This is a genomic window from Brachybacterium sp. 107 (genome assembly GCF_052379725.1).
GTDB lineage: Bacteria > Actinomycetota > Actinomycetes > Actinomycetales > Dermabacteraceae > Brachybacterium.
Window position 1 is genome coordinate 153,289 of sequence record NZ_JBQSYW010000008.1, and the last position, 7,179, is coordinate 160,467.

Consider the following 7,179-nt stretch of genomic DNA (forward strand, 5'->3'; position numbering starts at 1 on the left):
TGCGGGGGCGGCGGGCGCTCATCATCTGGGTCGTGTGCGCTCATCATCGGGGCGGTGAGCGCACATCATCGGGGCGGTGAGCGCACATCAGCGACGCGGTGAGCGCACGTCAGCGGGGCGGCGAGCGCAGAACGGGCGTCCAATAGGGCGAACGGTGTCCAACGGACTGTCTCTACTGGGTAGGCTGGCACGGACATCCGCCATCCCTCGAGCGAAGGAGCTCCCATGCGTGCCGAAGACTCCGCAGCCCCGAACGCAGCCACAACCGCCGCCCCCTCCGCCGCCCCCTCCGTCGTCCCGCAAGGTGCATCGGACTCTCGGCCGGCGCCGACCCCGGCCGACGATCCGGAGCGCGGATCCCGGCCTCGGGTGGTCATCGCCGTGGACCTCCCCGAGGCGCTCTGCCAGCAGATCGCGGAGGCCGAGCCCCGCGTCGACGTCATCCGCGACCACACGCTCTATCGGCCCCGTCACGGACCGGCGGACTGGGCCGGCGATCCCGACCATGTCCGCACTCCCGCGGAGCAGACCGCCTACGACGAGATGGTCGATTCGGCCGACGTGCTGTTCTCCCTGCCCGACGTCGACCCCTCCGCCCTGCGCCGCACGGCCGAGGCCAACCCGCGCCTGCGCTGGGTGCAGGCCATGGCCGCCGGGAGCGGTGCGCAGGTCCGGGCTGCCGGCCTCGACCCGGCCACGCTCGAGCGGATCACCGTCACCACCACGGCCGGCGTCCATGGCCGCCCGCTCGCGGAGTTCGCCCTCTTCGGCGTCCTCGCCGGCGCGAAGACCCTCCCGCAGCTCGCCGCCCAGCAGCGGGCCCATGAGTGGAGCGACCGCTGGGAGATGAAGCAGCTCGACGAGATGACCGTGCTGATCGTGGGCCTCGGCGGCATCGGCAGCGCCTGCGCGAGCCTTTTCTCCGCAGTCGGTGCGCACGTGCTCGGCACCACCCGCAGCGGGGAGCCCGTGGACGGTGTCGACGAGCTCGTCCCCGCCGACCAGCTGGTTGCGGCCGCCGCACGGGCCGACGCGATCGTCGTGACCCTGCCCGGGACCGCGGCGACCGAGGGGCTCGTCGGCGCGGAGGTGCTCGAGGCCGTGCGGCCGGGAACCATCCTGGCGAACGTCGGGCGCGGCACCGTGGTCGACGAGAGCGCGCTTCTCGCCGCGCTCGAGGACGGTCGGATCGGTTTCGCCGCCCTCGACGTCTTCGCGACCGAGCCGCTGCCGTCGACCAGCCCGCTGTGGGATCATCCTCGTGTCCTGGTCAGCCCGCACACCGCTGCCCTCAGCTCGCACGAGGAGGCGCGGATCGTGCGACTGTTCCTCGACAACCTCGGTCGTCTCCTCGACGGCGCAGAGCTGCGCAACGTAGTGGACACCGTCGAGTTCTACTGAGACTCCCGAGAGTTCTGCTGGAACTCCCGAGCGTTCTGCTGAGGCTCCCGAGAGCCCCCGAAGGAAGGACCTGTCATGTCCAGCCCTGAGACCCGCGACCCGTCGCCCGCCGTCTCCCGAGCCCTGGGGATCCTGCGCGCCCTCGAGGTCGCCGGTGTGCCCCTGACGCTCTCGGAGATCGCCCGTGAGGTCGGGATCGCGAAGTCCTCCGCCTCGAACATCTGCCAGGCGCTCGAGGGGGAGGGCATGATCCAGCGCGCCGAGAGCGGCTACCGGCTCGGCCTGCGCACGGCCGAGCTCGGCGGGGCCTTCGCCGCCCAGTTCAACCAGGTGCGTGAATTCTTCAGCGTGGTCGAGGCGGATCCGCTGCTGCGCACCCATGTCGTGCAGATCGCGATGCTGGATGCTCCGGACGCCATCTACCTCGCCCGTCACGAGGGGCGCACCGAGCGCCTCGGCACGCCCCTGGGCTCCCGGCTGCCACTGGTCTACTGCGCGGTCGGCAACGCGATGCTGCTCGGGATGGGGGAGGAGGAGGTCGAGGCCGTCCTGTCCGCGTCGACCTTCGTCCCGAAGACCGAGCGCTCCGTGACCACACCCGATCAGGTGCGCACGAAGATCGCCGAAGGCCGCGAGCGCGGTTATGCCGTCGACCACGGCGAGTCCTTCCCGGGCATCTTCGGCGTCGCCGCACCCCTGGAGCCGTGGCAGCCGGGCGATCCACGCATGGCCGTCGGCGTCCCTCTCGGTGCCTCCGAGGCCGACGAGACGACCATCGCCGCCGTCGGCGCCGCACTGCTCGATATCTCCGCGCAGCTCACGAATCCGCTGTCGCGCCGGCCTGCGTGAGGACCGACCTGCTGTCGGGGCGACCCGTCTGACGGTGAGCCCGCTGTCGCGCCGACCCGCGTGACGGCGAGCCCGCTGTCGGGCCGACCCGCGTGAGGACCGGCCTGCTGTCGCGCTGTCTCGCCCGACGGCGATCCCGTCGCGCCCCCTGATCGGTGGCCCTTCACCACCCACGCTCTGCCCGCCACGTGTTCAACCAGTTGCACTGCGTTCACAATTGAGTACAGTGGGCGACGCCGCGCGGCTCTGCCGCGCTCCAGCGCCACCGCACGCACCCGACGCATCGAAGGAGATGCCATGAGCTCGACGACGAGCGCACCTCGCCCCGAGGGCGCGCAGCATCTGTCCGATCAGGAGTACGCCGCGAACCTCCGTCGTGCAACGCTCTCCTCGAGCATCGGCAGCGCGATGGAGTACTTCGACTTCGCGATGTACGGACTGATGACCGCCCTGGTCTTCAACACCCTCTTCTTCCCCGACGGTGACCCGGCGATGAACACGGTCGCCGCCTTCGGGATCTACGGCGTCGGGTTCGTCGCCCGCCCCTTCGGCGGCCTCATCTTCGGCACCCTCGGTGACCTGGTGGGACGCAAGTGGGTCCTGGTCGTCACGGTGCTGCTGATGGGCGGCTCCTCGACCCTCATCGGGGTGCTGCCCACCTTCCACCAGGCGGGCTACCTCGCCCCGATCCTCTTGGTGATCCTGCGCCTGCTGCAGGGCCTCGGAGCCGGCGCCGAGCAGGCCGGGGCCACCGTGCTCATGGCCGAGTACGCCCCGGTGCGACGCCGCGGCTTCTTCTCCGCACTGCCGTTCATCGGCATCCAGGCCGGCACGCTGCTCGCGGCGCTCGTCTTCACGCTGCTCACGCTGATGCCCGAGGACGCCTTCCTCGCCTACGGCTGGCGGATCCCGTTCCTCGCGTCGTTCGTGCTGATCATCGTCGCGCTGCTGATCCGCTCCCACCTGCGGGAGACCCCCACCTTCGTGCATCTCGAGAAGCACGAGCAGGTCGCCGAGCGGCCGCTGCGGGAGATCTTCACCCGCGGCCGGCCCGGCGTGGTCGTGGGCATCGGGCTGCGCATGGCCGAGAACGGCGGCAGCTATATGTTCCAGTCGCTCGCGCTCGCCTTCGTCACCTCTGCCGCGATCGGCCTGGACCGGGGAATCGTCACCTGGGGCGTCACCCTCGGCTCGCTGCTGGGCATGGTCACCGTGCCGCTGAGCGGGCACCTCTCCGATCGTTTCGGTCGGGTGCCCGTCTATCGCGCCGGCGCCGTGTTCATGCTCGCGTACACGTTCCCGGCCTGGTACCTGCTGTCCATCGGCAGCGAGGTCGTCGCGGTGGCGGTCATCGCGATCGGTCTCGGCATCGCGGTGAACACCATGCTCGGTCCGCAGTGCGCGATGCTGCCCGAGCTGTTCGGCGCCCGCCACCGCTACCTCGGCGTCGCCATGGCCCGGGAGATCTCCGCGGTGCTCGCCGGCGGCCTGGCCGGTGTGCTCGGTGCGGCGCTGCTGGCCTGGACCGACGGGAACTGGATCGTGCTGGCCGTCTACATGGGAACGCTCGCCTCCATCACCGTGGGTGCCACGTTCCTGGTGCCGGAGACCCGCGGCCGGGACCTGCTGTCGGTGCAGGACGCCCTGCGCCTCTCGCTCGATGAGTCCGACCGCGAGGACCGTGCGGCGGAGTTGGCTCTCGCCTCGGGCAGTGCGCGAACCTCCGCCTCGAGGACCCTCAGCACGCCACAGTCCTGAGGCCGGCGGTGCCGTGCCGAGCGGTCGAGCGCCCGACGGCGGGCCGTCGGCGACGAGGGAGACTCCGAGGTCTCACTGTCTCCCTCCCGTCGGGGGCCGGTGATCAGGGCTGCCGGGGCCGCTGCGGATCGAGGCGACCGTACGTCAGCCGCCGCAGCAGCATCTCCGCCGGGCCGCGCACGCTTCGTGAGTCCATCCAGGCTGCGAGGGGCAGGGAGAGCAGCCACACCAGGAGAGCGATCGCGACGGCGCCGGCAGTGCTCAGGTGCACGCCGAGTCCCAGTCCCCAGTCCGCCATCAGCGGCGCCAGCAGCAGGGACTGGAGCAGATAGAAGGTCAGCGAGCGCTGCCCGACGGCGCTCAGCGCACGCACCAGCGCGCCGGTCCGGGGCGCCGACGCCCCCGTCGGGGCGACCCCGGGAACTCGCGCCTGTGTGGAGGAGGGAAGGCCATAGGCACGCTGAGCCGGTTCCCGCGCCGCGTCCGCGGCGGCGGCCTCCCGGCGTCTCTCGCGCTGGGCCGCCTTGTCCAGAGGACCGTCCCCCGAGCCCGAGCCCGAGCCCGAGCCCGAGCCCGAGCCCGAGCCCGCACCCGCGCCTGAGCTCGTTTCCGAGCCCGGGTCCAGGTCAGGACTTGACGTCGTCCTCGCGGGGGCACGTCCCTCCAGGTGGACTGCGAGCAGGCCGAACGCCGCGGCGTACCCGATCCCGCAGGCGATGCCGGCCAGCGAGTTGAGACCGCTGAACGCCCAGCCCACCGCCTCCGGCAGGGGGATCACCCCCGTGATGAGGAGGGCGTCGGGCACCCCGCCGAGCCAGCCGATGGCGATGCCGCCGACCGCCACGCGTGCCAGCAGGCGGGTGTGTCGCCGCGGCTCGTCGAGCACCCGGTGGCGGGCGGCGACCCAGCCCACCAGGATCGACACCGGGGTGAGGAGCAGAGCGCCAGGCAGCAGCCCCATGGTCCAGATCGCCAGGCGGGCGAGGATGGAGACCAGATACGGCTGCCCGTAGGCGTAGTCCCGCACGAGCCCCATCCCGAAGGATCCGGACTCCATGGAGCCGATGACCTCGGGCGGCGCGAAGAAGGCCAGTGAGATGGCGCTGAGGATGCTGAACAGGGCGAACAGGAGGATCAGCGCGACGAGCACCCCGATCCAGATTACCAGGGTGCGCGTGCGTCGACCGAAGAAGATCCACACCATCAGCAGTCCGGCGACCGCGTACGCCCCCAGGATGTCCCCGTAGAACAGCAGAGCGGCGTGGAGCAGGCCCAGCAGAAGCATCGCCCAGTGGCGGCGGCGCATCATGGCGCGCACGATGCGTGGCTCCATGCCGCGGTCGAGGCGGGAGCGGTAGAACTGCACCATCCCGTAGCCGAAGAGGACCGCGAACAGGGGCATCGCCCGGTGGTCGACCGCGATGGTCATGGCGACCTGCACCACCCAGTCGGCGCCGCTGCGGGCAGGGACGTGCGGGGTCATGCCCACGGAGCCCTCGTGGCCCCAGAGATACCAGGACACGTTCGCGATCGCGATCAGCGCGAGCATCAGCCCACGGGCGATGTCCGGCGCGAGGGACCGCGGCGGGGCGGCGGACGGAATCGCCGGCGCAGATGGCCCCTGGTCGGCCGGCCTCGGATCGGACGGCCTCGGATCGGCCGGGGCGGGATCAGGCGGGTTCCGGTCGGACGGGGTCGGGTCGGTGGCCGGGGTGGGTACGTCGGTCACGTCGGGGCCTTCCTCTGCGGCGGCGCACCCGGATCTCCAGCACTGCTCGCTGCGGGCGCTTCGCGTCGTCTCCCGAACCTAGTGAGGCGCAGGGAGGATGTCCCGCGACCAAAGTCGGGTGCCTGTCATGGATCGGCGTGACGGATGTCAGGGACGGGCGGGAGCGCTCGGAGCGATCGGAGCGATCGCAGCGGTCAGGGCGTCGGGGATGGTGCGATGCGGTTCGACGGGCCGCGCGACACGACGCGCCGGGACGAGGTCCTGGGGGCGGATCTCCGCACTCCGCACCGCCGTTCCTGGGACCGCGATGCAGGTCGTGGCCATGGCGCGGACGTGGTGTCCAGAGACACCCGTCCCGGAGGAGCGGGGATGGCCCGGCCGAGCGCCCGTACTGCCTAGACTGGCGGGGAACTAGACCCCCTGGCGGGGAGCTACACCCCCGATTCTTTGCGACAGTGAGGCTGCGGTGAACGACCACCTGAAGACGACGGTCCAGGCGATCAACTGGAACCGGATTCCGGACCCGAAGGACCAGGAGGTGTGGGACCGCCTGACCGGCAACTTCTGGCTGCCGGAGAAGGTCCCGCTGTCCAACGACATCCAGTCCTGGAACCGGCTCCCCGAGACCGAGAAGAACCTGACCATGCGCGTGTTCACGGGGCTCACCCTGCTGGACACGGTGCAGGGCACCGTCGGCGCGGTCTCGCTGATCCCCGACGCGATCACCCCCCACGAGGAGGCGGTGTACACCAACATCGCGTTCATGGAGTCGGTGCACGCGAAGTCGTACTCCCAGATCTTCTCGACGCTGTCGAACACGAAGCAGATCGACGAGGCGTTCCGCTGGAGCGAGTTCAACGAGCCGCTGCAGAAGAAGGCTCAGATCGTCATGGGCTACTACGCGGGCGATGACCCGGAGAAGCGCAAGGTCGCCTCCACGCTGCTGGAGTCGTTCCTGTTCTACTCGGGCTTCTACCTGCCCATGCACTACTCCGCCCACGGCGAGCTCACCAACACCGCCGACATCATCCGCCTGATCATCCGTGACGAGGCGGTCCACGGCTACTACATCGGGTACAAGTTCCAGAAGGCGATGGAGAAGGCCTCTCCGGAGCGCCGCCAGGAGCTCAAGGACTACACGATGTCCCTGATGTTCGAGCTGTACGAGAACGAGGAGGAGTACACCGAGGATCTCTACGACCCGGTGGGCTGGACCGAGGAGGTCAAGACCTTCCTGCGCTACAACGCGAACAAGGCGCTCATGAACCTCGGCTTCGAAGGTCTGTTCCCGCAGGATCAGACCGAGGTCAACCCGGCGATCCTCGCCGCGCTCTCCCCGAACGCGGATGAGAACCACGACTTCTTCTCCGGCTCGGGCTCCAGCTACGTCATGGGCAAGGCCGTCGAGACCGAGGACGACGACTGGGACTTCTGAGCCCCGC

Annotated in this window: 5 protein-coding genes; 4 read left to right on the forward strand and 1 reads right to left on the reverse strand. The window is 70.3% G+C overall.

Annotation, left to right across the window (positions count from 1 at the left end; genetic code table 11):
• Positions 1-225: 225 nt before the first annotated feature.
• From ACT3UL_RS11165 to ACT3UL_RS11175, 3 genes are all read left to right on the forward strand, one after another.
• On the forward strand, positions 226-1,401 hold the full coding sequence (locus ACT3UL_RS11165; protein ID WP_444578297.1) for a D-2-hydroxyacid dehydrogenase: 1,176 nt from the start codon (positions 226-228) through the stop codon (positions 1,399-1,401).
• A 75-nt stretch (positions 1,402-1,476) separates the two neighbouring features.
• Entirely contained in the window at positions 1,477-2,250 is a 774-nt protein-coding gene (locus ACT3UL_RS11170) for an IclR family transcriptional regulator (protein ID WP_444578298.1), read from the forward strand.
• Between the two features lie 297 nt (positions 2,251-2,547).
• Positions 2,548-4,008: an MFS transporter gene (locus ACT3UL_RS11175; protein ID WP_444578299.1), complete on the forward strand. Its 1,461-nt coding sequence runs from the start codon at positions 2,548-2,550 to the stop codon at positions 4,006-4,008.
• Between the two features lie 103 nt (positions 4,009-4,111).
• Here the strand turns inward: ACT3UL_RS11175 and ACT3UL_RS11180 are convergent, their stop codons facing one another.
• Positions 4,112-5,737 carry a DUF418 domain-containing protein gene (locus ACT3UL_RS11180; RefSeq protein WP_444578300.1) on the reverse strand — a complete coding sequence of 542 codons (1,626 nt, stop codon included), beginning with the start codon at positions 5,735-5,737 and terminating at the stop codon, positions 4,112-4,114.
• A 466-nt stretch (positions 5,738-6,203) separates the two neighbouring features.
• Between ACT3UL_RS11180 and nrdF the strand changes: the two genes are divergently transcribed.
• On the forward strand, positions 6,204-7,172 hold the full coding sequence (gene nrdF, locus ACT3UL_RS11185) for a class 1b ribonucleoside-diphosphate reductase subunit beta (protein WP_343922057.1): 969 nt from the start codon (positions 6,204-6,206) through the stop codon (positions 7,170-7,172).
• Positions 7,173-7,179 lie beyond the last annotated feature (7 nt).